This is a genomic window from Bradyrhizobium sp. USDA 376, assembly GCF_054063675.1.
In genome coordinates this window covers 8692133-8715438 of record NZ_JBSSGN010000001.1, presented here as the reverse complement: position 1 = coordinate 8715438, position 23306 = coordinate 8692133, and the positions used below count along the sequence as shown (strand labels likewise).

The window sequence follows — 23306 nt, the reverse complement described above, 5'->3', positions numbered from 1 at the left end:
GGCGTGACAGTTGCTTCGAAAGGGGATGCGTGGCCGGCGAAATGCCGGCCAGCGTCGAAGATGACCAGACTCGCCGTACCATTGCTGATCGTCGTGGCCGTGCTCATCGGCCTGTCCACGCATATGGTGGTCAATTGCGGGGACGAGGACGATCCCGACATCTGCGCGGCCGTGATCGGCTTCTCGCCGCTGCGCGGCTCGCTGATCGCCTTTGCCTATGAGGGGCGCGGGCGGATCGCGCTGCGCCGCGGCGACTTTCGCCGGGCGATCGTCGATTTCGACGAGGCCATCCATCTCAATCCCAACCGCGCCTCGCTCTATCGCGACCGCGCGCTCGCACACCGGCAGAACGGTGATCTGGAACTGGCCATCGAGGACTATGACGAGGCGATCGCGCATGATCCCAAGCACGCCGCGCCCTATCATCAGCGCGGCCTCGCGCTCGCGGCCACCGGCGATCTCGATCGCGCCATCCTGAGCTACAACACGGCGGTGCGCCTCGATCCCTCGGACGCACAAGCCCGCCTCGATCGGGGCCTGGCATTCCTCGCCCGCGGCCAGATCGACGACGCGCGCGCCGATTTCGAAGCCGCCCTGACGCTGCCGGCCGGCAAGGACGTCCGCACCCGCGAAGCCGCGCGCGCCAAGCTCGCCGAACTTGCCAGCGCCGAGCCGACCCGGCTCACCACGCCAAGGCGGTAGGGAAAGTCTCTCTCCTCTCCCCGCAAGCGGTAGGGCTATCGCAGATGGCTTCCCGGTGACGGGCAGAGCAAGCGCCTCGTCCTTCGAGACGACCGCTTCCAGCGGTCTCCTCAGGATGAGGCTAAGCAGCATTGGCTCCGTTGAAATTGCAGCCGCGCACTCCGCCCTCATCCTGAGGGCCCGCCATCGGCGGGCGTCTCGAAGGATGGGCTGCGGGCGAGCTATCCGCCGCGTTTCTTCATCTGCGATAGCCCTGCCGCAAGCGGGGAGAGGTGAAGCACGCGAGCCGCAGCTACTTCGCCTTCTTGGCTTTCGCCTTCTTCGCCTTGGCGGCCTTCTTCGCCGGCTTCTCTTCCTTCGCCTTCTTCTCCACCTTCACGGCAATCGGCGTGCTGGCGGCAAGGCGCATTGCGCGGGCGTAGCTGTCGGCGACGTTGTCGGCGGACATCTGCAGGCGCTTGGCGGCGGCGGTGGCCTGCTCCATGGTGGCCTTGGCCATCATCTTGAAGCGGTCGCCGGTCTCCTTGCCCTTGGCCTTGGCCGCGAGGCCGTTGAAGCGATCCCGCCGCTCCTTGGCGCGGGTCATCAGGCCCGTATGCAGCTGTCTGGCCAGTTGCCGGATCACGACATCCAGGTCGGCGTCCGCCATGTTCTCTTATCCTCTCCGAAAACGGTATCGATGCGGGCGGGACTATGCAGATCGGGCCCCACCTTGGCAATTGGTGGCCGCCCGTCATCCGCAGCTTCCGGTTAGCAAAACAAAAAAGCCGCGCATTTTGCGCGGCTCTTGTGTGTCCTGGTGGTGTTTCCGCCTCACTTCAGCGAGGCAACCGGGCCGCTCGATGCTGCCGGATCGGGGTCGAAGCCGAACACGCCGACCAGATATTTGTAATAGTCCGGCATCTTCTCCTTGAGCACCTCGCGCGACTTGGGGTCGTGGAATTCGCTCTTTCCGGAGAGGAAGATGCTGGCGGTCACGGCGAAGAACTCCATCGGGTTCTTCATCGCGTAGGATTCCTTGGGGAGCATCTCTTTGGACTTGGCCAGGGCATAGTAGCCGATCACGCCCTTGTTGGCGTAGCCGTCCGGCAGAAGCCGCGCGTGGAAGGCGTGCAGCATCTCGTGCAGCAGCACGGCCTCCTTCTCGTAGCGCATCATGTCCGGCCGCAGCATGATCACGCCGAGGCCCGAATCGACCGCGAGGTCGACGGCATTGGGATTGGTCCAGCGCTGCTTGGCGGGATCCCAGACCGTCAGGGTCCGGGGCGCGGTGCGCTGCATGTCCGGCGTGACCCGGCCGTAGCAGGCGGTGGCGGCGCCTTCGTCGAGGCAGGCCAGCTCGCTCGCGACGATCGGAACGGTGTGGAAGAAGCGCAGCACGCGCGGGGAGAGGCCGACGCCTTCGACGACGTCGATCTGGCTCTTCAGGTTCTCGGTGAGCATGTCGACGTCCTTGCGGTCGCGGTTCTCGGAAATGTCGAACATGTAGCCGCGATAGCTCTGGAAGCCCGGCGGCAGCGCCTGCGCCGCATCGGCATCGAGCGAGCCGGCATTGGATGGATTGGCAAAGAGCGCGCCGACGATGGTCGCGGTCAGCAGCAACGCAATGCGCATGATGAACCCCCTGATGTCACTTCGCCCGGCAGGATAGGCCGCCGTTGTTTGCGAAAAGTGAGTGGGGCGAGACTAAGGCAGCGATGTTGAGGCGTGCTTAACCGTTGGTTGCAGATCGCGGAGATGGATTAGTGGCGGGTTAACCAAGGAGGGGGCGGTCGGAAGTGGCCGTTGGCGAGGCCAGCAAACTGCTTCCCCGTCATCCTGAGGTGTGAGGCTGGCGATGCAGATGCATCGCCCGCCGAGCCTCGAAGGATGCACGGCCCCGCTGCTGCATTCGGGCCCTCCATCCTTCGAGGCCCACTATGGGGGCGCCCTGCGCCCCCATAGTGGGCGCCTCAGGATGACGGGATTTGCTGTCAGGTGTAAGCTCGCAGCACCAAGCTTCAGACAGCCGGAAGGGGAGGATGCCATGTATGCCGCCATCCGTCAGGCCAAGGCGAAAAGCGGGAGTGCGGAAGAGCTGACGCGCCGCATCAAGGACGGCGCCGTTCCGATCATCAGCGACGTCGACGGTTTCCGCGCCTATTACGTCGTCTATGCCGGCGGCGACACGGTCACCGCGATCTCGATCTTCGACAAGTTCGAGCAGGCCGAAGAGGCGAACAAGCGCGCCATCGCCTGGATCGAGAAGAATCTCGGCCCGCTGCTCGCCGGCGACGCCCGCGCCGTGGCGGGGCCGGTGATCGTGCATACGCTGGCGTAGACGGCGGGTGCCTTCGCCTCTCCCCGCTTGCGGGGAGAGGCCGGAATTCAAGCGCAGCTTGAATTCCGGGTGAGGGGGACTCTCCGCGAGTCCAACTGTTACCGCCCCCGCGGAGACTCCCCCTCACCCCGACCCTCTCCCCGCAAGCGGCAGGGCAATCGCATATGGCCAAAAATTCGGAGAAACCGACGGAAAACGAGGCGGACGTTCGCGATCCGATTCCACTTCGTTCACTTTCCGATTCCGTCGCGGGCTGCTCTCCAGTGTCATATGCGATAGCCCTGCCGCAAGCGGGGAGAGGGAGCACATCTCCTCACAACTCCCTTGCATTCGAGAACGCGAACGAGCTCACGCGCCGCGTCGTCTCATCCAAAATCAGCGTGCGCGTGATCGGCGGCTCGGCGCGCTGGGCGCAGTTTTCGCGTTCGCAGAGGCGGCAATTGACGCCGATCGGCGTGCCCTCTGTCTTCTCCAAATCCATGCCGGCGGCGTAGGTCAGGCGCACAGCGTGGCGGATCTCGCAGCCGAGGCCAATGGCGAAGCGCGGCTGCGGCAGCGGGTGCGGCGCGACGGGACGGCGCACCATCTGCGCGATCGAGAAATAGCGCGTGCCGTCAGGCAGCTCGATCACCTGCTTGAGCAGGCGATCGGGCGTGTCGAAGGTCGAGTGCACGTTCCACAACGGACAGGTGCCGCCGAATTTCGAGAACGGGAACGTGCCGGACGAGAAGCGTTTTGACACGTTGCCGGCATTGTCGACGCGGAGCAGGAAGAACGGAATGCCGCGCGCGTTCGGCCGCTGCAGCGTGGTGAGGCGATGGCAGACCTGCTCGAAGCCGGAATTGAAGCGCTGCGCCAGCACGTGGATGTCGTAATTGAGCGCTTCGGCGGCGGCCAGGAAAGCCGGATAGGGCATCATCACGGCGGCCGCGAAGTAGTTGCCGAGCGTGATGCGGAACAGCCGCCGCGGCGTATCGTCGAGCGGGCCGGCGCGGCCGATGATCGTCTCCAGGGCTTGCGCGCATTCGCCAAGCCCGAGCTGGAAGGCGAGCTGGAACGCGCGGCCGGGCGGATCGACCAGTTCGGAGATCAGGAGCTGCCGGCGGTGGCGGTCAAAACGCCTGAGCGTCTCGCGCATCACGTCCACGGGCATGATCCGGGTCTGGATCGAGTGCTTCTCGCGCAGGCGCGCGGCGAGCGCCGCGTAAAGCCCCTCGGCCGGCACGTCCAGCTCGTCGCGCAGGTTCTCCGCGGCCTGCTCGAGCTCCGGAAAATAGTTGCGGTTGGCCTCGATCAGCTCGCGCACGCGCTCGACCGGATTGGCTTCATAGCGCGTGCCGACGTCGCGGTCCGCCATCTGCGCCGCGGCCAGCGTCTCGCCCTGGCGCGCCTCGGTATAGGCCGCATAGAGCCGTTGCAGCGCGTGGGTGACGCCGGGACAGAGCTCGGCAAGGTCGCGCAGTTCCTGCTTGGGAACGTCGATCTGGCGGAACAGCGGATCGGAGAAGATCTCGTTCAGCTCGGCGAAGAAGCGGTCCTCGTCGGCGGTGGCGAGGTCGCGCAAATCGAGATCATAGGTCTCGGCCAGCCGGAGCAGGATCTGCGCCGTCACCGGGCGCTGGTTGCGCTCGATCAGGTTGACGTAACTGGGGGAGATCCCGAGCCCCTCGGCGATCTGGGTCTGCGACAGCCCCAATTGCTGGCGGATCCGCCGAAAGCGCGGGCCGACGAACAGTTTCTTCCCGGATTCGGCGGGCATCAGCAGTTCCTCCCTTCGCCTCTCCCCGCGTGTGGGGAGAGGCCGACACGCGCCGAACGATGCGAAGCATCGTCCGGAGCGGGGCGGGTGAGGGGGAGCCTCCGCGGGGGAGGTGAGAGTGGGATTCGTGGAGAGAGCCCCTCACCCCGACCCTCTCCCCGTAAGAACGGGGAGAGGGGGAAAACAGCGGATTCGGCGGGCATGTCTGAGATCTCCTGAGGCATCAAGGACAGCCTTGCTGACCTATATTTTTACTAACTTTACAAAATAACATCTATTACATGTTCTGATGTTACATGACATCACCAATAAAAAACAAGCCACCTATACGAAGTTTCTGTTTTCGCGTTTAGCTCCTGACACGCATCTCGCAATGCATTGTCAAGAATGTCGATGGCCAGCCATCGGCTATCGTCAGCGAAAGGATAGGCACATGAATTACCAGCCCCGCGGCATCAACGCGCTCCAGCGCCCGGCCTCGTATCAGAGCGAGATCGAGGCGGCCCAGGCGCTCCTCAAGACCCAGCCGACCTGGAACGGGGTGTCGGCCGAGGCCGTCGCACGCATGCGCCTGCAGAACCGCTTCAAGACGGGCCTCGACGTCGCCCGCTACACCGCGGCGCTGATGCGGGCCGATATGGCCGCCTATGACAACGACCCCACCAAGTACACCCAGTCGCTCGGCTGCTGGCACGGCTTCATCGCCCAGCAGAAGCTGATCTCGGTCAAGAAGCACTTCGGCGGCAAGACCGATCGCACCTACCTGTATCTCTCGGGCTGGATGATCGCGGCGCTGCGTTCCGAGTTCGGTCCGCTGCCCGACCAGTCGATGCACGAGAAGACCTCGGTGCCGGCGCTGATCGAGGAGCTCTACACCTTCCTGCGTCAGGCGGACTCGCGCGAGCTCAACGACATCTTCCGCAGCCTCGACAAGGCGCGCAAGGAAGGCGACAAGACCCGCGAGAAGGAGCTGATCGAGAAGATCGACAACTTCCAGACCCATGTCGTCCCCGTCATCGCCGACATCGATGCCGGCTTCGGCAACGCAGAAGCAACCTATCTGCTCGCCAAGAAGATGATCGAGGCGGGCGCCTGCGCGCTCCAGATCGAGAACCAGGTCTCGGACGAGAAGCAGTGCGGCCACCAGGACGGCAAGGTCACCGTGCCGCACGAGGTGTTCATCGCCAAGATCCGTGCCTGCCGCCACGCCTTCCTCGAGCTCGGCATCGAAGACGGCGTCATCGTCACCCGCACCGACTCGCTCGGCGCCGGCCTGACGCAGCAGATCGCCGTCAGCCACAAGCCGGGTGATATCGGCGACCAGTACAACAGCTTCCTCGATTGCGAGGAAATCACTGCGGAGAACGCGCGCAACGGCGACGTCATCATCAACCGTAACGGCAAGATGATGCGCCCGAAGCGGCTGCCCTCGAACCTCTACCAGTTCCGTCCCGGCACGGGCGAGGACCGCTGCGTGCTCGACAGCATCACCTCGCTGCAGAACGGCGCCGACCTGCTCTGGATCGAGACCGAGAAGCCGCATATCGAGCAGATCGCCAAGATGGTCGACCGGATCCGCAAGGTGGTTCCGAATGCGAAGCTGGCCTACAACAACTCGCCGTCGTTCAACTGGACCATCAACTTCCGTTGGCAGGTCTACGACGCGATGAAGGAAGCCGGCAAGGATGTCAGCAAGTACAACCGCGCCGAGCTGATGAAGCCGGAATACGACGATACGCCGCTGGCGATCGAAGCCGACGAGCGCATCCGGACCTTCCAGGCGGATTCGGCCAAGCGTGCCGGCATCTTCCACCACCTGATCACGCTGCCGACCTATCACACGGCCGCGCTGTCCACCGACAACCTCGCCAAGGAGTATTTCGGCGAGCAGGGCATGCTCGGCTACGTCAAGAACGTGCAGCGCCAGGAGATCCGTCAGGGCATCGCCTGCGCCAAGCACCAGAACATGGCCGGCTCCGACATCGGCGACGACCACAAGGAGTACTTCGCGGGTGAAGCGGCCCTCAAGGCAGGCGGCGCCCACAACACCATGAACCAGTTCGGCTAACGCACCACGCAGTTCGAGAGGAGACTGACATGACCAAAGGCAGCAATTTCTGGGTGATCGGCGGCGAGTTCGGTTCGATGAACTTCCACAAGCTCGTGGAAGGCTCGGCCCAGGTCAAAGGTCCGTTCAAGACCCGCAAGGAAGCCGAGGACTGCTGGCGCGAGGTGTCGGAAGAGAGCCGCCACAAGGCCGGCGTCCGCTTCTCGATCGTGGAAGAGCCGTCGCGCGTCTCGGCCTGAGGGCCGACCTAAACTAAGAAGACGTCCAAGGACGGATGGTCCCATCCAGGCTCTGCCTGGGTGGGATCGTCTGTTTTTGGCACAGGTCACGCGCCTGTGGGCGCCGTAAGTATCTGGAATTGTGGGCCCTTTGCGGGCAGCTTGGTTGCTGATAGGTTAACGGGGATAAGTCGAGGACGAGGCCGACAATGTCAGAGCCCGAGACCAGCGGGACCCATCCCAGCCAGCCGCGCCCGGTACGGCTGCGCGATGCGCTGCTGCGCGCGCGGATCGAGGCCGCCGACCGGACCGGTGTCGTCGTCGACCTCCGTGACGCCGAGGTGGCGCGGCTCGAGATCCTCAACGACACGCTCGACCCGCTGTTCGCCCAGGTGCCGGAGCAGATCGACCTGTTCGACCGCGGCATCAGCCAGGGCGACACGCCGCGGCTCTGGATCGATGTCGTCGCGCACATCATGATGGGGCGCGACAAGCGGATGTACCGCTTCGTCCAGGACACCCGCTTCGGCCGCATCGTGCTCGCCGAATCGCACGACACCTCGGTGATCGTCGACGCCGTCACCGACTATGTCGCCCGCCGCATGATCGAGCGCGAGCATGCGATGGTGGTCCCGCCCGAGCCGCAAGCTCCGGCCGCCGAGCCGCCGCGCCGCTCGCGCCTCTGGCCGTTCATATTCGGCTTTGTGCTCGGTGCGGCCGCGCTGTTCGGCGTCGCCGTGCTCGCGGTCTTGCGGAGCTGGTGAAGACAATCGCTGTCATTTCGGGGCGCGCGAAGCGCGAACCCGGAATCTCGAGATTCTCAGGTGCGCAATTGCGCACCGGAGTTCGATGCTGGCGCATCGCCCCGGAATGACGGCGTGATCTCAAATCAACCTTGCCTGCTTGATCTGCCCAATCTGAAATCCCGCCCCCAGCGCCCGCACCGTCTGCTCGCAGCGCCAGCCGGCATTGTCCTTCTCGATCCTGAACAAATTGTACGCCGCCGCCGGATAGCGCCCGTGCGCGAGCGCCGAGGCCGAGGGCACGCCCAGTGCGGGAATGTTGCCGTTGGGGCCCTCGAACCACATCGTCGAATGGATGTGGTCGTGCCCGTGCAGGATCAGCTCGACGCCGTGGCGCTTCAACAGCGCCAAGAGATCGGCAGAGTCCGTCATCCGCTTCTGGCGCGCAGCGGACTTGAGGGGATGATGCACCAGCAGCACGCGGAAGACGTCTTCGGCTGCGAGCCGTTCGAGGACCTCGGCGAGCGCGGCGAGTTGATCGCGCCCGAGCGTGCCCGTCGCCATCAGCGGCAGGGTCGGCACCGCCGTCGACAGGCTGATCAGCGCCAGCGGCCCGCGCCGGCGCACGCTCGGAAAACCGATGCGACCGTCGTCGCCTGCGAGATAGGGCGCAAAGGTCTCGCTGAAGCGATGAAAGGTGGCGCGGACATAGGCGTCGTGATTGCCGGGAATCGTGGTGACGCGGTCGGGCGGCCCGACCTCGTCGAGCCAGGCGCGGGCCGGCACGAACTCGGCCTCCAGCGCCAAATTGACGAGATCGCCCGTCACCGCGATGTGGTCGGGCGCCTGCGCCTTCATGTCGGCGACGAGCGCGTCGAGCACCTCGCGGCGCTGATATTTGTGGCGGTTGCGCGTCCAGTTGACGTAGCCGAGCGCGCGCTTGCCGGCGAGCTCGACCAGCCGCGGCTTCGGCAGCGGCGCTAGATGCGGGTCGGACAGATGGGCGAGCGTGAAGGGGGCCATGGCGCGCGATTGCCTCGCTATTCGTCCACTGTAATGGCAAGGTCGCGAGGACTGTGCAAGCGTGGCCCGGACACGGGCCTGTTGGGAGCCTGATGGGGGATCGTCTGAATCGCGTTCGACGCAAATTCGAGCCGCTGCTGCGGCGGATCTTCCACGCCTATTTCCTGCTGGTGCGCGGCATGACCCTCGGGGTGCGCGCCGTGGTGCTGGACGCCGAGAACCGGGTGTTCCTGGTCAGGCACAGCTACATCAGCGGCTGGTATCTGCCCGGCGGCGGTGTCGATCTCGGCGAGACCATGGAGCAGGCGATGCGGCGCGAGCTCAAGGAGGAGGGCGACATCGATCTCACCGGCGAGCCCGTGCTGCACGGCATCTTCCTCAACAGCCACGTCTCCCGCCGCGACCACGTCGCGGTCTACGTCGTCAGGCAGTTCAGGCAGGATCGGCTGCCCGCGCCCAATCACGAGATCGTCGAATGCGGGTTCTTCGCGATCGATGCGCTGCCCGAGGGGACCACGCTCGGCACCCGGCAAAGAATCGCGGAAGTGCTGGACGGCCGGCCGCTGATCGCGACGTGGCGGTGAGATCAACCGCCGCCTTGGCCGCTCTCCTTCGCCTGCAGCTCCAGCACCAGCAGGCTCTGCTCCTGGATCAGTGCGCAATTCTGCCGCTCCAGCTTGTGCAGCCGCGCAGTCATGTTGTGCATGAAGGTGAACACCACGAGGAACAGCGCGCCGAACATCACGACGAACGGGAACACGACGCCGGTCAGATGGCTGACGAGATAGGCGAGACTCGGGAACAGGGCGAAGCCTGCGGGGATGATCGCCACCATGGACAGCATCAGGAAGTCGTAGAGATCGAATTTCCCCTGCAGCGTCTTCCTCAGCAGCACCAGCATGTAGATCAACGCGAAAGCGGAGATGACGGCGACTGTCTCCAGGCTCGGAAGGACGTTCGTCATGGCGCCTCCTCAGGCTGCTCGAATGGTTGACGGAAACGAAAATTGGAACTGGATTCGCGGCGTCATGGCGATCGCACCAGGCGCGCGAGCAGGATGTAGCCGAGCACGCGGATCATGTAGCTCGCCGATTTCAGTCCGTCGATCGAGCTGGCGCCGGTCTCGCGCGCCCGCATCTCGACCGGGACTTCGTTCACAGTGAGGCCTGCACGCATGGCCCAGGCCAGCGAGATCGGCTCCGGAAAATCTGTCGGATACGCGTTGGCAAAGAAGGCGATCGCGGAACGGTCGAGCAGGCGCATGCCGCTGGTGGGATCGGTGATGCGGCCTCCTGAAAAGAGACCATTGAGCGCGAGCACGATCAGCCTGATGCCGGCGCGACGCATCCGCGTCGAGCAGAAGCCGGCATTGTCGATGAAGCGGCTGCCGATGGTGATGTTGGCCGGGTCCTTGCGATAGGCATTCAGGAGCGTGTCGATGGCGCGCGGATCGTGCTGCCCGTCGCCGTCGATCTGGATGCAGAAGTCGAAGTCCTGACGCGCCGCGTATTTGATGCCGGTCTGTACGGCGCCGCCGATGCCGAGATTCTGCGCAAGCCGGGCGACCGGCGAGCGGCAGCTCGCCACCGCGCTCGTCGCGTCCGACGAGCCGTCGTCGACCACCAGCGTGTGGTAGGGGCGGCCGGTCGCCGCGATCTCGCTCAGCAGATTGCCGATCGAGGCCTCTTCGTTGAAACAGGGAATGACAAGCAGGATCCGCGGCGCGGAAAACGGCGGTGTTGCGGCACCGCACATATTGGTCGAACCCAATTCCCTATTGGTCACGCCCGCCTCGCCCCCGAAATCCCAGCCTTGCTATACTTGCCGATGCTTTTCCTGTACAGGCGGCGGAGACCTTTTCAAGCTGCGCCGGCGCCCCGGCAGATCATTATGAGAGCTGTTAAAGTATTTTTTTCGATATTGTTTCTGGCAATTCTGGCGAGCAATGTTCGCCTGATCTCGCACTGGAGCGAGAGCCGCGGCGTCTATGACGACATCTGCTATCTCAGGCAGGCCCATCTGTTCCAGCGCTTTGGATGGCAGGGGCTCGACACCAGCCTCGCCCGTGAAACCGACGGCTATCTCGCGGGTAAGTTGCGTAGTATCGATTATCCGAAATGGAATGATCCGACCGAGGCGCTCTGCCATACCCGGACCGCCGACGGCAGCAAATCGGTGATGACGCCGCCGCCAGGGACGGGTTTCGTGCTCGCGCTGTTCCCGGAAGGGTTCCAGGTCATTCCGCTCTATGCGCTGGCGAACATGATCATCGCCGCCTTTGCGCTGTACGGCGTGTGGCGGGCGCGGGAGTCCGCATCGCTGGCGCTGGCCGCAGTGTTCGGCGCGCTCTCGATCTACTTCATGATCAACCCGACCAAGGCGAGCTACTCGATGGCGCCGACCATGGTCGTCTGTGCGTTGATCGCTCTGTTCACTGCCAGGCTGTTCGTCGGCGAAAGCCGGCGCCTGCTGGTGATCGCGGCCATTGGCGTTCTGCTCGGCCTGTCCGCGAGCTTCAGGATCGCCAACGTCGTGCTTGCGGCCGGCTACTTCCTGTTCTTCGGATTGTCGTTCCTGATTCGGCGCAACCGCGAGAGCTTCGTGTCGGGCCTTGCGCTCGGCCTCGCATTCCTCGTTGGACTGTTGCCGGTGCTTGCGGCGAACCTGGTCAATTCGGGCAATCCGCTGGTCTCGGCCTATGGCGGTCAGGACACGGCCGCACCACACCTCGATCCCGCCGTCCTGCGCGCCTATCTCGGCGACACGCAGTTCCCGCTGGTCGTAATCGCCTGTGCATGGACCGCGCTGCTGTGGCGTTTCGCGACCCAGGCCGGCGTCAGGCAACTCGCGCTGCTGGTGGCCGGCAATCTGGCGCTGAATCTGGCGTTCTTCGCCACGCACCCGGTCTTCACGCAGTATTACGTCATCCCGATTGCGATGCTCTCGCTCTGGACGCTGCTGTTCGCGACCATCCTCAGCCGCAGCCCGGCCGCCAGTTCGGCCCGGTATGAGCCCGATGGACCGCAGCCCGCCGAGATGTTATCCCGCTCCCCTCGTTGACGCGTTTTCGTGACGCGAACCCGGGTCCATTTCGCTCGAAGACGCATGCCGACATGAACGATCTCTCGCTCACCATCCTTCCCGAAGCCGCCGGCGACGCCCAGGCGATCGAACGGCTGCACGAGCGCACCTTCGGCCCCGGCCGCTTCGTGCTCAGCGCCTATCGCATCCGCGAGCACGTCGACCATCTGCTCGACGTCTCCTTCACCGCGCGCATCGGCACACTGCTGGTCGGCTCGGTCAGGCAATTGCCGGTGCTGGTCGGCGACACGCCCGCGCTGCTGCTCGGACCTCTCACCGTCGAGCCGCCGTTCCGCGACCGCGGCATCGGTCGCCTTTTGATGGAGCGCGCGCTGAAGGACGCCAAGGAGAGAGGTCACCGCCTCGTGCTGCTGGTCGGCGACGAGCCCTATTACAGCCGCGTCGGCTTCAAGCAGGTGCCCAAGGGCCGCGTCACTATGCCCGGCCCGGTCGATGCCGCCCGCGTCCTGGTGTTCGAGCTCGTCGACGGCGCCTTCGAGGGCGTGTCGGGAGCGGTCGTGCCCGACTGGAGCAAGGCGCGCGGGTAGCTGCTACTGGAGCTTCGACCATGCAGGTGCGGCCCACCGACGCCAGTGAGATCGATCATCTCGCACAGCTGTGGCACGATGCCTGGCATGGATCGCATGCCTCGCTTGCGCCGCCCGACCTGGTCCGCCTCCGCACCCTCTCAAGCTTTCGCGACCGGCTCGCGGTCATGCTTCCCACGATCAGCGTCGTCGGCCCAGCCGGTGCGCCGCTCGGCTTCTGCGCTATTCGGGGCGATGAATTGTACCAGCTCTTCGTGTCGTCGCAGGCGCATGGCGCGGGCGTGGCCGCCGCGCTTATCGCTGATGCCGAGACCCGGCTCGCTGCGGGCGGTGTGGAGCTGGCGTGGCTGGCATGTGCCGTCGGCAACACCCGCGCTGCGCGGTTCTATGAGAAGAGCGGCTGGCGCAACGCCGGCACCTTCGTGATGTTGTCGGAGACCTCGAACGGGCCGTTCCCGGTCGACCAGTGGCGTTTCGAGAAGCGGCTGGCGTGTTCGACGTGAGCAGGTCGAGGCCCGCAGGCGCGGGCCCCGACACGATCGCGCCTAGAACTTGAAGTTCGCGAACGCCCGCACCCCGATGCCGGGCATCAAGACCTCGTCCTTGGTGTAGGACACCGAATTGCGGATGCTCTCGTTGAGGAGATTGTTGCCGACGATGCCGGCCATCATCTCGCGCGCGCCGAACCAGTTGCGGTCGAGCTTGGTCTTGTAGCTCACCTCGGCCTTCAGCAGATTGTAGCCCGGCGTTGGCGTCTCCGCGATTACGGCGACGTTGTTCTGTGCGAAGGCGTGCAACAGGTTGACACGCATCAGCCAGTTGTCGTCGCGCCAGAACACGCCGCCGCCCAGCCGCACCGGCGGAATCCGCGGCACGTTGGTGCCGTCGGAGAAGGTGGCGCGCACGAAATCGAGCTGGTTCTCGATGCCCCAGATGCCGCCCTGGAACGCGCCGATATCGAGCTGCGACTGGAATTCGCCGCCGCGGAAATTGGCATTGCGTTGCGAATAGACCGCCTGGTTCAACTCGGCGCCCGGCGTGCCGCACGAGGCGAAATCGTCGTCGCACATCACGCCGGTGAGGCGGCGAAAGATGAAATTGTCGAAATGCGTGTAGTAGACGGTCGCCTCGAAACGGAACGGTCCCGTCGCCTTGCGCACGCCGAGCTCGACGGACTTCGCGGTCTCGATGGTGAGGTTGGGATTGCCGATGTCGAAGGTCGCCGTCGCATCATGGGCGCCGCGGGAAAACAGCTCGGCCGCCTTCGGCGCGCGCTCGACGTATTGCGCAGTGATGCTGCCGACCATGCCGCCCGGCAGGTCCTGCAACAGGCCGATGCTGCCGCTCTTCGGCGTGAAGGACGGATTGCGTGCGATGCCCACCTGCGGCGTGCCGTCGGGCAAATAATCCGCCGGGAAGTTCGGCGTCGTGCCGTGCAGCTCGACATGCTCGATGCGGCCGGCGATCTGCGCCCGCGTCGCGTCCGTGAACTTGAACTCGTTGAAGGCGTAAGCAGCAACGCGGGTGTTGTTGTTCGGGTCCCACAGGCCGTTGAACAGCGTGCCGGGATTGTCGGGGCTCGGCGCGGTCAGTTCCTGGTGACCGACCTGGAAGCCCAGCGCCGTCGTCACCTCGGCGAAGCGCGCGTTGAACGGCATCAACTGAACCTCGGTGCGGATCTCCTGCTCCTTGTTGGTGAAGGTCTGCCGCACGCCGTCGGTGTTGGGATCGGCGGGATCGGCAAGGCCGATCTCGTTGTGTCGATAATCCGTGGCGCCAGCCCAGAAGCGGATGGTGTCGATCGCGGCGGCATCGGGCCGGTACTCGCCCTTGACGTTGATCTTGGTCTGGTGACCGTCGATCCGCGTGTTGTGGTCCGCGCCGTCGATGCCGGGGATGTAGTAGAGCGAGTCGTTCTGCGTGATCGCCGCGCCGATATAGCCGCCCTGGAAGAAGTAGGAGCCGCCGATCGAGGCGCCGTCCGACCGCGTCGCCGAGTTGGGCTGGCGGCCGTTGGTAATGGTGCGCGTCTGATCGGTCAGGTAGGGATAGCTCGGAATGCCGTAGTCCGTGGTGCTGCGGCCATAGGCATCGGCATGGAAGGCAAAATTGCCGCCGCCGGTGTCGAGCAGCACGCCGCTTTCGACGCCGCGATCGACCGAGCTGAACGCGGTGCGCGTCTCGGCGGTGACGCAAGGCGATGTCGCGGCTGATGCGAGCGGCGCCTTGGTCGGCAGGCCGTAGCTCTGGAACGACGGCGCGCAGGACGGCAGCGCATCCGGAATCCGGTTGTTGGTGGCGCTGACGACGCCGCCGATCGAGGTCGAGCCGTAGCGCAGCGCAGCAGGCCCGCGCACCACCTCGACCTGGTTGGTCGCGAGCGGATCGATCGGCACGAAATGGTCCTCGCCGAGGTCGGAGGCGCCGCCGCCATTGGTGCCGTTCTCGACGATGCCGACGCGGTTGACGTCGAGCCCCCGGATGATCGGCCGGCTGGAGGCGCCGGGTGCAAAGCTCGAGCCGGTAATGCCGGGCTTGGAGAACAGCAAATCGCCGAGCTGGCCGCCGCCCTCGCGGCGGATCTCATCGTTCGGCACCACGGTGACGGTGGCGAACTGGTTGGTCACGATTGGCAGCACGCCCTGCTGAGGCGCGGCCGTCGCGGGCGCTGCCGGCGCTGCTTCCGCCGTGCGCTGCTGGCTGCGCGAGCGTCCGGTGCGCGCGACGCGGACCGGGCTGCGGGTCGGCACCACCCTGCGCACGATCGGGCTCGGCGCCGTCACGGTGACGGCCGGGATCTCCGTCGACGACTTGTCTGGTGCAGGCGCTGGTGCCGGTTCTTGGGCCAGCGCGGATGTGGCGGCGGCGCCGAGCAGGAGCAGGCTCGCTCCGCCGAGACGCTGCACGCGTCGCAATTCAAATGACATGGTCCTGATTCCACTCAGGCGCCGTCCGCATGTTGGTGTGCTGATCGGAGGCGGCCTGCCGTCGCAGCGCGACGGAATTCGACTTCAACTTCTCCCGGGCGATCGCCTGAAAGCGGCGGGTCCGAGCGTGATCACGCGGTGTTGGAAGTCAGGACGCGGGAGGGGCGCGCGGCTGGAATGCCGTGCCGGCCGATTTCAGATGGATGAATTCGGCATCAGTGGTGCGATGGAGCAGCTCGATCGCCTGCGGCAGCTGCAGAAGCGGCGGCGTCGCGAACAGGATTGTGCCCGCCATCGCGACGACGGCGCAGATCGCGCAATTGTCGTCGCCCGGCTGCTCCCGGTCTGGGGCAGAGGGCGATTGCTTCTGGATCGCCGCACGGTCGATCGACGCGATCGCCTTGGCGTTGTCCGTCTGTTGGAGCGAGGACTGGGCGAGGGGGGCGGCCTGGGCGAACCAGTGGCTGTGGCCGAAGGTCAGCGCGAATTGCACCAGCATCGCGAACAACGCGAGCCGGGCACCGTGCCTGATATGCGACCGGAACCACTTCATCTGCAGACGCCACCCCGCATCGCGAGGCGCCAATCCCTAGGGCGTCGCGATGTTACAATGTAACATCGCCTGATCGGTCTGCGGATGTCAACGGCGTGCGGCCCTGGGAGCGCAGGCAGCCGGTCCGATGTGTCGTTCGGGCAACTAGCGCCTGATGAGATTAGGTCTGATGCAGCCACGAAGGAGGTGCGCTCCCTCTCCCGCTTGCGGGAGAACCCCTGTATGGAGAGAACCCTCACCCGGCGCTTCGCGCCGACCTCTCCCGCAAGCGGGAGAGGTTGAACGAGCCCGAGACTATCGGTTCAACCTAGAGCCATCCCGCCGTAGAGGATCACCGCCCCTCGCGGGCCCAGGTCGCGGCGAAAGCGCCGAGCAGCAGCAGCAGGCCGATCAGGCCGGCGAAGATCGGCAGCACGCCGACGCCCTTCACGACGCTGGCATCGCGCATGCGCACGCCCATCCAGCCGTCGCCGGCGAAGACGCTCGCCGACCGCGATGGCACGATGCGCGGCAGCTCGACGCTGTTGCCGTCGACGACGCGCACGGCATTGCCGCCGGTCGCCTGCGTCAGCGGCCTCAATGTCTCGGTGGTGGAGGTGACCTCCGAAAACTCCTTCGGATTGGTCGGTCCGACATTGATCAAGGCCTTCAGCGTGCCGTCGGTCGCCTGCCACAGGCCGAGCTCGTTCGCCGGCAGGCTGGCGCGCCACTCGCCGGGATCGCCGGCGCTCAGCGTCAGGTCCTGCGACACGCCCGACGGCGAGGTCACGCTGACAGGCTGGACGCTGTCCGACATGGTCTGGCGCACCACGACGAGATTCTTGCCCTGCACCTGGAGGCGCAGCGCTTCCTCGTCGAGGTCCGGCTGCTTCATCAGCCAGTGCGACATCCGCCTGAGCAAATCGAGATGCGGGCCGCCACCCTCATAGCCGCGCGCCCACAGCCAGATGTGGTCGGAGAGCAGAAGCGCAACGCGCCCCTCGCCGAAGCGCGACAGGAACAACAGCGGCTTGCCGTCGAGGCCCGTCATCACCGGCGGGTTGACGGAATTGCGGGTGTCGACGGTGCGGAAGAAGCGGCTCCAGCGCGGCGGCTCGGATCCCGATCCCTCCAGCCCGCGCGTGACCGGATGGCGTTTGCCGAGGTCGGACAGATGCGCATAGAACGGTTTTTCGGTCACGCCGACCGGCTCGGCCGGCAGCACCGAATCCAGCGGCGTGCGCCAGATGCTGGTGTTGGAGGCGTAGTCGGGACCGGCCGAGACCAGCACCGCACCGCCCGCGCGCACATAGCGCGCGATGTTGTCGAAATAGGCGATCGGCAGCACGCCCTGGCGGGCATAGCGGTCGAAGATGATCAGCTGGAATTCGTTGATCTTCTGCTGGAACAGTTCGCGGGTCGGAAACGCGATCAGCGACAATTCGTTGATCGGCGTGCCGTCCTGCTTCTCCGGCGGCCTTAGAATCGTGAAGTGCACGAGGTCGACGCTGGCGTCGGACTTCAGCAGGTTGCGCCAGGTGCGCTCGCCGGAATGCGGCTCGCCCGACACCAGCAGCACGCGCAGCTTGTCGCGCACGCCGTCGATGGCGACGACGGCGCGGTTGTTGACCGGCGTCAGCTCCTTCTCGAGCGGCGAGGCCTCGATCTCGACGATGTTCGGGCCGGCATGCTTGATGTCGACGTCGACGCTCGCGCTCTGGCCGCTCGTGAGCGTGCGCTCATTGATGACCTCGCCGTCGCGGCGCACCGTGACCCTGGCGCGCTCGCCGGACACGCCCTGGTCGTCGAGCCGGTAGCTGATGGTCTGCATCTGGCCGACGATGCCGAAGCGCGGCGCCGCCGTGATCGCGATGCGGCGGTCGCGCTCGTCCTTCTGTCCGGTGATCAGCGCATGCACCGGCGCCTGGAAGCCGAGCGCGGCGGCATTGGCGGGAATGTCGTGGACGCGGCCGTCGGTGATCAGGAACGCGCCGGCGACGCGGTCGACAGGCACGTCGGACAAGGCCGAGGCGAGGGCGCCGAACAGTCTCGTGCCGTCGGTCTCGCCGTCGGCCTGTCCGGCGTCGACGACGCGGACCTCGAGGCCCTTGATCTTCTTCAGGCCGTCGACCAGCGCCTCCTGCGCCTGGGCGGCCTCGCGATTGCGGTTGCCGAAATTCTGGCTCGGGCTCTTGTCGACGACGATGGCCGCGACCGAGGTGAGGGGATCGCGGTCCTCGCGGGTGAAGGAGGGATTGGCGAGCGCCAGCAGGAACAGCGCCAGCGCGGCCACGCGCACGGCCGCGCCGCGCGCACGCGCCACCAGCAGCAGAATCGCAATGACGACGATCGCGGCCAGCGCGAGCCACAGGACGATCGCGGGAACAAGCGGCGTGAACGCGATGCCGTAATTCATCAGACAGACCTATCAACGTCATTCCGGGGCGCCTCGAAGAGGCGAACCCGGAAGCTCGAGATTCCCCGGTGCGCAATGCGCACCTGCGGTCTGGTCCTTCGGACCATCCCGGAATGACGGGGCATGTGGCTCGTCACACGCATCTCTATTGCCCCAGCCGTTCGATCAGGGCCGGTGCGTGCACCTGGTCGGCCTTGTAGTTGCCGGTCAGCGTGTACATCACGATGTTGGCGCCGGCGCGGTAGGCGAATTCGCGCTGGCGGGTGTCGCCGCTGGTCACCGGCAGCATGTACTGGCCGTCGGGGCGCACGGCCCAGGCGCCGGCAAGATCGTTCGAGGTGATGATGATCGGCGAGACGCCGTCGCCGCCGCGCGCCGGACGCTGCGCGCTGTCCTCGTCCTCGTCGCGCGGCAGGGTCTCGACCCAGGTCTGGCCGGTGTTGAAGCGGCCGGGGAAGTCGCGCAGCAGGTAGAAGGTCTTGGTCAGCACGTGCTCACGCGGCACCGGCTCGAGCTCGGGTACGTCGAGCGAGGACAGGATGTCGCGCAAGGCCCGCATGCCCGGCGTCTGCGAGGCGCCGCTATCGCCCGGCGGCGCCTCGTAGGCGTCGCGGGTGTCGAACAGCACGGTGCCGCCCTGCTTCATATAGGCGTCGATCTTGTTGATGGCGTCCTGCGGCGGCTTGGGCGCGCCCGGCACGATCGGCCAGTAGATCAGCGGGAAGAAGGCGAGCTCGTCGCGCGCCGGATCGATGCCGACGGGATCGCCGGCCTCGAGCGCAGTGCGCTGCGCCAGGAACAGCGTCAGTCCGGTGAGGCCGGCCTTGACGATGGAATCGACGTCGGCATTGCCGGTAACGACATAGGCGAGGCGGGTCTGCGACACCGCCTTCATCGCGAACTCGTCGGACGCGCTGTCGGCGCGCAACGGCGTCGGCGACAGCACGGAGACGCCCGCAAGCACGAGGCCGAGCAGGATCACCGCAGGCGCGGCGCGGCGGCGCAGCAACGCGGCGAGGCCGCCGCCGAGCAACGCGACGATGATGGCGTCGATCAGGAACAGCCCGAGCGCGGTCGAGAGCAGCCAGCCGCGCAAATCGCGCGGCTCGGCGTTGGTGTAGGTGGCGTGCCGGGCGCGCAGGCTCGCGGTGTTCAGGGCTGCGATGCGGTCGGCGCTAGCAAGCGTGTTCACGGCGAGCGGTCCTTCTGCCGGACCGTAGAAGCCGGGCGGATGATCGGGGGTGGCGCGGTCGCGATAATCCGCGGGCAGCGGCTTTGCGGTCGCCGGCGGCGGACCGAAGGCGCCAAAGCCGTCGAGGATGTGCAGCGGCGCCACCGTTTCAGTGGTCGCCTCGCTGGCGACGCCGGCACCGGGCTTGGTGGTGTAGCCGGACATGTCGACCACCCGCCTCAGCATTTCGACGAAGATGCCCGACATCGGCAGATCAGACCAGCGCATGTCGGCGCTGACATGGAACAGGCTGACGATGCCCTTGCCGCGATGCTCGCCGGTGACGAGCGGCGTGCCGTCCTCGAGCGAGGCCCAGCTCTTGGTGGCGAGCACGGCGTCCGGCTCGGCCAGCACCTGCCGGCTCACGGTGACATCCTTGGGCACCACGACGCCGGCGAACGGGCCGTCGGCGGCGAAAGAGGCGAGATGCTGCGGCTTCTCCCAGGTCAGGCTGCCGCCGAGCGTGCGGCCGCCCTTGCGCAGCTTGACCGGCACGAGATCGTCCTCGGCCTGCGCCAGACGGGGCCCCGCGAACCGCACCAGCACGCCGCCCTGGTCGATCCAGGCATTGAGGCGCTCGCGGATTTCAGGCGCGATGGTGCCGACATCGGCGAGGATGATCATCGGCAGCTTCTGGTCCAGGAATTGCGTGATGCCCTGCTGCGGCGAGCCCTTGTCGGCGAGCCGCACGTCGGCGAACGGCGCCAGCGCGCGCGTGAGGTAGAAGGTCGGCGCCAGCAGCGGCTGCGCGGTCTCGCTGGTCGCCCCCGAGACGATGCCGATGGCGCGGCGGCGCCAGCGCTTGTCGAGCAGCTGCACCGCACCGGCGGAGCGCTCGCCCGAGATCTCGAGCCGCGTGATGTCGTTGCGCAGCTCGACCGGCAGGTCGAACGCGGCGTTGGTCTCCTTGTCCTGCGGGCCGAACGAGAAGCGTGCTTCGCCGATCGGCGAGGCCTTCTGGTCCAGCGCGCGCACGGTGCCCACCGCAATGCCGCTGTCGGTGCGCAGCACCTTCACCGTCATCCTGGCGGCGGCGTTCTCGGCCGCGACCAGCGCCAGCGGCGAGGACGTGCCGCCTTCGAAGATGGTCAGGCTGCGATCGCCGATGGTCTTGCCGAGGCCAGCCACGAATTCCTCGCCGCGGCCGGTATCGACGCCGTCGGACAGCCAGGCGATCTCGCAGTCGCCGGTCGCTTTCAGGAAACGATCGACGGCGGCGAGCGTCTCGACGCGATCGATCGAGTAGGGTTTTGGCGCGAGCTGGCGCAGCGCGACGCGCGCGGCGCCCGCCGGCATCAGGGTGATGTCGCGGTTCGGCTCGGACAGCGGCACCAGCGCGATGGCGCGGCGGTCATTGTCGGCGTTGGCGATCAGCTCGTCGGCGGCCCTGATCCTGACGTCCCAATTCGAAGCCGCGCTCCAGCCGTCGTCGAGCATGATCATCAGCGGCGCCTTGCTGCCAGCGGCGCCGACCTGCGGATTCCAGATCGGCCCGGCGGCGGCGAAAATGACCAGCGCCGCAGCCAGGAGGCGCAGCGCGGTCAGCCACCACGGCGTCCGCGACGGCGTCTCCTCGCGCGGTGCGATGTCGAACAACAGCCGCGTCGGCGGAAACTCGATCCGGCGCGGCCGCGGCGGCATCACGCGCAACAGCCACCACAGCACCGGCAGGCTGACGAGGCCGATCAGGAGCAGCGGTTCGGTGAAGGCGAGCGGCAATCCCATCATGCAGCCGGCCCCGCCTTGATGGTCGCGGTGCGCGCGCCCGATTTGCTTACCTGCATGCCGGCGTGCAGATACAGCAGCAGCTCGGCGGCGGAGCGGTCGGTCGCATGCGTCGTGAACAGCCAGTCGAGCCTCGAGGTCTCGGCGCGGATCTGGTCGCGGTGCAGCGCAAGGCGCGCGGTGTAGTCCTGCGCCCAGCTCTCGGCGCGGCCGGCGGTGATCACGCCAAAGCCCTCGGGCTCGACGAACTCGATGCGGCCGGAATAGGGGAACGACTCCTCGGCGGGATCGACGACCTGCACCATCGTGCCATGCGCGCCGGAGCCGGAGAGCCCGGCGAGCGTCGCACTGATCTCGGAGATCGGCGACCAGAAATCCGACAGCACGATGATCTCGGCCAGCGCGGAAGGAACGAAAGAGGGCGGCAGGCTGAGGCGGTCGGCATCGTCATGCAGCATCGCCTGCGCCATCTTGTCGATGACGCTGCGGCTCGCAGTCGGCGCCATCAGCCCGGGAATGCCGACGCGTTCGCCGCCCGACACCAGCAGCTCGGCCAGCGCGAAGGCGACGATCAGCGTGCGCTCGAGCTTGGATTCGCGCGCGGTCTTCGAGGCGAACGCCATCGAGGGCGAGCGGTCGGGCCAGATCCAGACCGTGTGCGAGGCTTCCCATTCGAGCTCGCGGACATAGAGATGGTCGTCGCGCGCCGAGCGGCGCCAATCGACGTTCTGCGCCGGCTCGCCGGAGACGAAGCGGCGATACTGCCAGAAATTCTCGCCGGAGCCGGCGCGGCGCCGGCCGTGCAGGCCGTGGATGACGTTGGCGGCAACACGGCGGGCTTCGAGGACGAGGCGCGGCAGCGAAGCGGCGAGCGTACGGCTTTCGCCATCGGCACGTCGGATCGCGATGATCTCCTTCGCTGTGTGCCCGGTCTCTGCAGCCATCAACCGATCCGTGTCTTCAATTGCCGGATCACGTCCGGAATCGTGCGGCCTTCGGCGCGCGCCTGGAACGTCAGTGCCATGCGGTGCTTCAGAATGGGTTCGGCGAGGTCGAGCACGTCGTCGATCGAGGGCGCGAGGCGCCCGTCGATCAGCGCGCGGGCGCGCACGGCGAGCATCAAGGATTGGCTGGCGCGCGGGCCGGGGCCCCAGGCGATGAACTTGCCGGCTTCGCCGCTCTCCTCGCCCGGACGGGCCGAGCGCACCAGCGACAGGATCGCTTCAACAACGGAATCGCCGACCGGCAGGCGGCGGACCAGCCGCTGCGCGGTGATCAGCGCATCCGCCGTCATCGAGCCCTTCGCCAGCGTCTCCTCGGCGCCGGTGGTTTCGAACAGGATGCGGCGCTCGGCCTCGCGGTCGGGATAGTCGACGTCGATCTCCATCAGGAAGCGGTCGAGCTGCGCTTCGGGCAGCGGATAGGTGCCTTCCTGCTCCAGCGGGTTTTGCGTCGCGAGCACGTGGAAGGGCTTTGGCAGATCGTGACGCGCGCCGGCCACGGTGATGTGCTGCTCCTGCATCGCCTGCAGGAGCGCCGACTGGGTGCGCGGGCTGGCGCGGTTGATCTCGTCGGCCATCAGGAGCTGCGCGAACACGGGACCCGCAATAAAGCGGAAGGCGCGCCTGCCCGCGGTGCTCTCGTCCAGCACCTCGGCGCCGAGGATGTCAGACGGCATCAGATCGGGCGTGAACTGGATGCGCTTGGCGTCGAGACCGAGCGTGACGCCGAGCGTCTCGACCAGCTTGGTCTTGGCAAGACCGGGCACGCCGATCAGCAGCGCATGGCCGCCGGAGAGGATCGTGACCAGCGTGTTCTCGATCACGCGGTCCTGGCCGAAGATGACGGATGCGATCGCCTCCTTCGCCGCGCGAATTTGGGCCGACACCTGCTCGGCCGAACGGACGATCCCGTCCTCGAGTTTCTCGACACTCTCCGCCATTCGCTCGCTCCTTCAGCCTGCCATGCGGCTTGCTTGCGTCGTCACGTTCCCGCGTCGTCACGCCATCACAT

The 23306-nt window shown here is 66.4% G+C and carries 21 protein-coding genes; 9 read left to right on the top strand and 12 right to left on the bottom strand.

The features are described 5' to 3' along the window. Positions 1 to 60 precede the first annotated feature (60 nt). Complete coding sequence (locus ACVJ19_RS41040; RefSeq protein WP_453954743.1) at positions 61 to 702, top strand: tetratricopeptide repeat protein; 642 nt, start codon at positions 61 to 63, stop codon at positions 700 to 702. 292 nt (positions 703 to 994) lie between these two features. On the opposite strand, the gene ACVJ19_RS41035 is transcribed toward ACVJ19_RS41040, so the two are convergent. Together ACVJ19_RS41035 and ACVJ19_RS41030 are read right to left on the bottom strand one after the other, a co-directional pair. Then, complete coding sequence (locus ACVJ19_RS41035) at positions 995 to 1351, bottom strand: hypothetical protein (protein WP_130370582.1); 357 nt, start codon at positions 1349 to 1351, stop codon at positions 995 to 997. Positions 1352 to 1515: 164 nt separating this feature from the next. Further along, positions 1516 to 2316: a hypothetical protein gene (locus ACVJ19_RS41030; protein WP_453954742.1), complete on the bottom strand. Its 801-nt coding sequence runs from the start codon at positions 2314 to 2316 to the stop codon at positions 1516 to 1518. 412 nt (positions 2317 to 2728) lie between these two features. On the opposite strand from ACVJ19_RS41030, the gene ACVJ19_RS41025 reads away from it, so the two are divergent. Beyond that, positions 2729 to 3022, top strand: a complete 294-nt coding sequence (locus ACVJ19_RS41025; protein ID WP_453954741.1) for an antibiotic biosynthesis monooxygenase — start codon at positions 2729 to 2731, stop codon at positions 3020 to 3022. A 313-nt stretch (positions 3023 to 3335) separates the two neighbouring features. Here ACVJ19_RS41025 and ACVJ19_RS41020 read toward each other — a convergent pair whose 3' ends face one another. Further along, complete coding sequence (locus tag ACVJ19_RS41020) at positions 3336 to 4781, bottom strand: helix-turn-helix domain-containing protein (RefSeq protein WP_453954740.1); 1446 nt, start codon at positions 4779 to 4781, stop codon at positions 3336 to 3338. 433 nt (positions 4782 to 5214) lie between these two features. Here ACVJ19_RS41020 and ACVJ19_RS41015 point away from each other — a divergent pair, with 433 nt between their 5' ends. The 3 genes from ACVJ19_RS41015 to ACVJ19_RS41005 all read left to right on the top strand — a co-directional run bounded on the left by ACVJ19_RS41015 (position 5215) and on the right by ACVJ19_RS41005 (position 7831). Next, positions 5215 to 6849, top strand: coding sequence for an isocitrate lyase (locus tag ACVJ19_RS41015; RefSeq protein WP_453954739.1), 1635 nt, complete (start codon positions 5215 to 5217; stop codon positions 6847 to 6849). 29 nt (positions 6850 to 6878) lie between these two features. Then, positions 6879 to 7088: a DUF4170 domain-containing protein gene (locus tag ACVJ19_RS41010; RefSeq protein ID WP_008560963.1), complete on the top strand. Its 210-nt coding sequence runs from the start codon at positions 6879 to 6881 to the stop codon at positions 7086 to 7088. A 188-nt stretch (positions 7089 to 7276) separates the two neighbouring features. After that, positions 7277 to 7831 carry a hypothetical protein gene (locus ACVJ19_RS41005; protein WP_453954738.1) on the top strand — a complete coding sequence of 185 codons (555 nt, stop codon included), beginning with the start codon at positions 7277 to 7279 and terminating at the stop codon, positions 7829 to 7831. A gap of 120 nt (positions 7832 to 7951) precedes the next feature. Here ACVJ19_RS41005 and ACVJ19_RS41000 read toward each other — a convergent pair whose 3' ends face one another. Beyond that, positions 7952 to 8833, bottom strand: a complete 882-nt coding sequence (locus tag ACVJ19_RS41000) for a metallophosphoesterase family protein (RefSeq protein ID WP_453954737.1) — start codon at positions 8831 to 8833, stop codon at positions 7952 to 7954. Between the two features lie 92 nt (positions 8834 to 8925). Here ACVJ19_RS41000 and ACVJ19_RS40995 point away from each other — a divergent pair, with 92 nt between their 5' ends. Then, on the top strand, positions 8926 to 9417 hold the full coding sequence (locus ACVJ19_RS40995; RefSeq protein ID WP_453954736.1) for an NUDIX domain-containing protein: 492 nt from the start codon (positions 8926 to 8928) through the stop codon (positions 9415 to 9417). Positions 9418 to 9419: 2 nt separating this feature from the next. On the opposite strand, the gene ACVJ19_RS40990 is transcribed toward ACVJ19_RS40995, so the two are convergent. After that, positions 9420 to 9797: a DUF2304 domain-containing protein gene (locus ACVJ19_RS40990; protein ID WP_453954735.1), complete on the bottom strand. Its 378-nt coding sequence runs from the start codon at positions 9795 to 9797 to the stop codon at positions 9420 to 9422. A 62-nt stretch (positions 9798 to 9859) separates the two neighbouring features. Then, a complete protein-coding gene (locus ACVJ19_RS40985) occupies positions 9860 to 10618 on the bottom strand; it encodes a glycosyltransferase family 2 protein (protein ID WP_453954734.1) in 759 nt (252 codons plus the stop codon). Positions 10619 to 10723: 105 nt separating this feature from the next. Between ACVJ19_RS40985 and ACVJ19_RS40980 the strand changes: the two genes are divergently transcribed. From ACVJ19_RS40980 to ACVJ19_RS40970, 3 genes are read left to right on the top strand one after another with little or no spacing between them, the layout of a single operon-like run. Continuing rightward, entirely contained in the window at positions 10724 to 11893 is a 1170-nt protein-coding gene (locus ACVJ19_RS40980) for a hypothetical protein (protein ID WP_453954733.1), read from the top strand. Between the two features lie 53 nt (positions 11894 to 11946). Beyond that, positions 11947 to 12462 (top strand): GNAT family N-acetyltransferase, encoded by a 516-nt coding sequence (locus ACVJ19_RS40975; protein ID WP_453954732.1) that lies wholly within the window; start codon positions 11947 to 11949, stop codon positions 12460 to 12462. Between the two features lie 20 nt (positions 12463 to 12482). Beyond that, a complete protein-coding gene (locus ACVJ19_RS40970; protein ID WP_453954731.1) occupies positions 12483 to 12965 on the top strand; it encodes a GNAT family N-acetyltransferase in 483 nt (160 codons plus the stop codon). A gap of 42 nt (positions 12966 to 13007) precedes the next feature. Here ACVJ19_RS40970 and ACVJ19_RS40965 read toward each other — a convergent pair whose 3' ends face one another. The 6 genes from ACVJ19_RS40965 to ACVJ19_RS40940 all read right to left on the bottom strand — a co-directional run bounded on the left by ACVJ19_RS40965 (position 13008) and on the right by ACVJ19_RS40940 (position 23235). After that, complete coding sequence (locus ACVJ19_RS40965; protein WP_453954730.1) at positions 13008 to 15389, bottom strand: TonB-dependent receptor; 2382 nt, start codon at positions 15387 to 15389, stop codon at positions 13008 to 13010. 148 nt (positions 15390 to 15537) lie between these two features. Further along, positions 15538 to 15942 (bottom strand): DUF2946 family protein, encoded by a 405-nt coding sequence (locus tag ACVJ19_RS40960; RefSeq protein WP_453954729.1) that lies wholly within the window; start codon positions 15940 to 15942, stop codon positions 15538 to 15540. 331 nt (positions 15943 to 16273) lie between these two features. Continuing rightward, positions 16274 to 18337, bottom strand: a complete 2064-nt coding sequence (locus ACVJ19_RS40955; protein ID WP_453954728.1) for a hypothetical protein — start codon at positions 18335 to 18337, stop codon at positions 16274 to 16276. Between the two features lie 145 nt (positions 18338 to 18482). Beyond that, positions 18483 to 21296: a DUF4159 domain-containing protein gene (locus ACVJ19_RS40950; RefSeq protein WP_453954727.1), complete on the bottom strand. Its 2814-nt coding sequence runs from the start codon at positions 21294 to 21296 to the stop codon at positions 18483 to 18485. Continuing rightward, a complete protein-coding gene (locus ACVJ19_RS40945; protein ID WP_453954726.1) occupies positions 21293 to 22237 on the bottom strand; it encodes a DUF58 domain-containing protein in 945 nt (314 codons plus the stop codon). The genes ACVJ19_RS40950 and ACVJ19_RS40945 overlap by 4 nt, the downstream gene beginning before the upstream one ends. After that, positions 22237 to 23235 carry an AAA family ATPase gene (locus ACVJ19_RS40940; RefSeq protein WP_453954725.1) on the bottom strand — a complete coding sequence of 333 codons (999 nt, stop codon included), beginning with the start codon at positions 23233 to 23235 and terminating at the stop codon, positions 22237 to 22239. Before ACVJ19_RS40940 ends, ACVJ19_RS40945 begins: the two co-directional genes overlap by 1 nt. Positions 23236 to 23306 lie beyond the last annotated feature (71 nt).

Coding starts and splice junctions, on each gene's coding strand:
- ACVJ19_RS40965 (WP_453954730.1), bottom strand. CDS start 15,389: ATGTCATTTGAATTGCGACGCGTGCAGCGTCTCGGCGGAGCGAGCCTG.
- ACVJ19_RS41015 (WP_453954739.1), top strand. CDS start 5,215: ATGAATTACCAGCCCCGCGGCATCAACGCGCTCCAGCGCCCGGCCTCG.
- ACVJ19_RS40995 (WP_453954736.1), top strand. CDS start 8,926: ATGGGGGATCGTCTGAATCGCGTTCGACGCAAATTCGAGCCGCTGCTG.
- ACVJ19_RS41010 (WP_008560963.1), top strand. CDS start 6,879: ATGACCAAAGGCAGCAATTTCTGGGTGATCGGCGGCGAGTTCGGTTCG.
- ACVJ19_RS41030 (WP_453954742.1), bottom strand. CDS start 2,316: ATGCGCATTGCGTTGCTGCTGACCGCGACCATCGTCGGCGCGCTCTTT.
- ACVJ19_RS40945 (WP_453954726.1), bottom strand. CDS start 22,237: ATGGCTGCAGAGACCGGGCACACAGCGAAGGAGATCATCGCGATCCGA.
- ACVJ19_RS40940 (WP_453954725.1), bottom strand. CDS start 23,235: ATGGCGGAGAGTGTCGAGAAACTCGAGGACGGGATCGTCCGTTCGGCC.
- ACVJ19_RS40950 (WP_453954727.1), bottom strand. CDS start 21,296: ATGATGGGATTGCCGCTCGCCTTCACCGAACCGCTGCTCCTGATCGGC.
- ACVJ19_RS41005 (WP_453954738.1), top strand. CDS start 7,277: ATGTCAGAGCCCGAGACCAGCGGGACCCATCCCAGCCAGCCGCGCCCG.
- ACVJ19_RS40955 (WP_453954728.1), bottom strand. CDS start 18,337: ATGAATTACGGCATCGCGTTCACGCCGCTTGTTCCCGCGATCGTCCTG.
- ACVJ19_RS41035 (WP_130370582.1), bottom strand. CDS start 1,351: ATGGCGGACGCCGACCTGGATGTCGTGATCCGGCAACTGGCCAGACAG.
- ACVJ19_RS41020 (WP_453954740.1), bottom strand. CDS start 4,781: ATGCCCGCCGAATCCGGGAAGAAACTGTTCGTCGGCCCGCGCTTTCGG.
- ACVJ19_RS40960 (WP_453954729.1), bottom strand. CDS start 15,942: ATGAAGTGGTTCCGGTCGCATATCAGGCACGGTGCCCGGCTCGCGTTG.
- ACVJ19_RS41040 (WP_453954743.1), top strand. CDS start 61: ATGACCAGACTCGCCGTACCATTGCTGATCGTCGTGGCCGTGCTCATC.
- ACVJ19_RS40975 (WP_453954732.1), top strand. CDS start 11,947: ATGAACGATCTCTCGCTCACCATCCTTCCCGAAGCCGCCGGCGACGCC.
- ACVJ19_RS41000 (WP_453954737.1), bottom strand. CDS start 8,833: ATGGCCCCCTTCACGCTCGCCCATCTGTCCGACCCGCATCTAGCGCCG.
- ACVJ19_RS40980 (WP_453954733.1), top strand. CDS start 10,724: ATGAGAGCTGTTAAAGTATTTTTTTCGATATTGTTTCTGGCAATTCTG.
- ACVJ19_RS40970 (WP_453954731.1), top strand. CDS start 12,483: ATGCAGGTGCGGCCCACCGACGCCAGTGAGATCGATCATCTCGCACAG.
- ACVJ19_RS41025 (WP_453954741.1), top strand. CDS start 2,729: ATGTATGCCGCCATCCGTCAGGCCAAGGCGAAAAGCGGGAGTGCGGAA.
- ACVJ19_RS40990 (WP_453954735.1), bottom strand. CDS start 9,797: ATGACGAACGTCCTTCCGAGCCTGGAGACAGTCGCCGTCATCTCCGCT.